Annotated in this window: 1 protein-coding gene; it reads right to left on the reverse strand. The window is 67.6% G+C overall.

The genetic code is table 11. The annotated features are described in order from the left end of the window. Window positions 1–224 precede the first annotated feature (224 nt). Complete coding sequence (locus IE294_RS46625; protein WP_189895372.1) at window positions 225–1502, reverse strand: IS701 family transposase; 1278 nt, start codon at window positions 1500–1502, stop codon at window positions 225–227. Between the last annotated feature and the right edge of the window lie 133 nt (window positions 1503–1635).

Raw genomic sequence — 1635 nt, forward strand, 5'->3', positions numbered from 1 at the left:
TCGTCCAACCGCTTCCGTCCACGCAAGGACTCAGGCAACAGCGGACGGAGGAACTCCCACTCCTCATCGGACAGTTCATGGCGACGTATCACCCGACCATGATCCCTCACTCAAGATCAATTGAAGACACGACCTAGTAGGACTCCGTTAGGTCTGTCTCGATCTTGGTGTGGTCCTGCTGGGCAGGGGCTGGTGGCAGGTGGCGCAGATGCCGGTCCAGCAGTTCAGCAGACCCTGGAGGGCGTCAAGGATCTGGTAGAGGGTGAGTCCGCTGTGTCGGCTTTTGGGGCCAGCCGCTGCTCGGTGAGGAAGGCGTGGGCGGCAGTGACCAGGGTGACGTGATGATGCCAGCCCGGCCAGGAGCGGCCTTCGAAGTGGTCCAGGCCCAGACCGTGCTTGAGTTCGCGGTAGTCGTGCTCGATGCGCCAGCGGATCTTCGCCAGGCGGACCAACTCCGGGAACGGGGTGTCGTCGGACAGGTCGGACAGCCAGAACCGGGTCGGTTGGTCCTCGCCGTCGGGCCACTCGGCCAGCAGCCGCACCTCGGGCAGGACACCGTCCCACCGGCCGCGTCGGGCCACGGCGGCTGCCTGGGCCAGCCGACGCGGGCGTACGCCGGCCGGCCTGACCAAAATCGCGAGGAAGCGGGAGGCCATCGGACCGCGGGAGCCTTCCCGCCAGGTCACCTCCTTGAAGGCTTCCCGTCCGGCGGCCGCTGCCAGTTCCGCCACCGTCACTGCCGGCTGCCGGTAGCGGGGAACCGGCCGCCGGCCGTTGCCGGACCAGGCTGGGGCATCGGGGTGCGCGTCATGCGGCTGGACGGTGACATCGCCGCGGATGCCGACCACGTAAGCGTGTCCCCGCTCGGACAGACCTGCTCGGAAATCGGCGTTCTGCCCGTAGCCGGCATCGGCCACCACCACCGGCGGCACCAGTCCCCATCCGGTCAGTTCGTCCAGGGCGTCCAGTGCGAGACGCCACTTCTCTCGGTGCCCGACGTCTTCCGGCACGCCGGTCCGTCGGCGCCGGACGGTGTCCTTGGCCCATTCCCGTGGCAGGAACAGCCGCCAGTTCAGCGGGCACGAGGCCGCATCCGAGACCGCGTGCACGCTGACGGCGACCTGGCAGTTGGCCTGTTTGCCCAGCGCACCGCAGTACTGGGGAGCGACCCCGACCGACATCCTGCCGTCCTTGGGGAACGACACGTCATCGACCGCCCAGGCGTCCGGGCCGATCCGCGGCACCAGCCGCTCCGCGATCCGCCGGCGCACCGGTACCGGATCCCAGGTGGACTGGTTCACGAACTGCTGCAGGTTCTGCTCGTTGCCGTCCGGAAGCCGCGAGGCCATGGCTTGGATCGACTTGCGCCGCCCGTCCATCATCAGCCCCCGCAGATAGCAGTCGCTCTTGGCCCGCTGGTCCTTGCGCGGCACCGAGGCGAACACATCCGCAACGAATAACGCCAACGTCGCCCGAACACGATTGACTTCATGTGCGTCCACACAGTCCTCCTGCCCCTGAACACGGCAGGCAGACAGACCTAACGGAGTCCTACTAGTGTCCTGCGCCGGCAGTCCGTCGTTAGATCCAGCATGAGTTCTTCTGCCGGGGTGCCGCGTCGTGGCCCGAAGCTGC

The sequence above is a fragment of the Streptomyces canarius genome, assembly GCF_014650735.1.
GTDB classification, from domain to species: domain Bacteria; phylum Actinomycetota; class Actinomycetes; order Streptomycetales; family Streptomycetaceae; genus Streptomyces; species Streptomyces olivaceoviridis.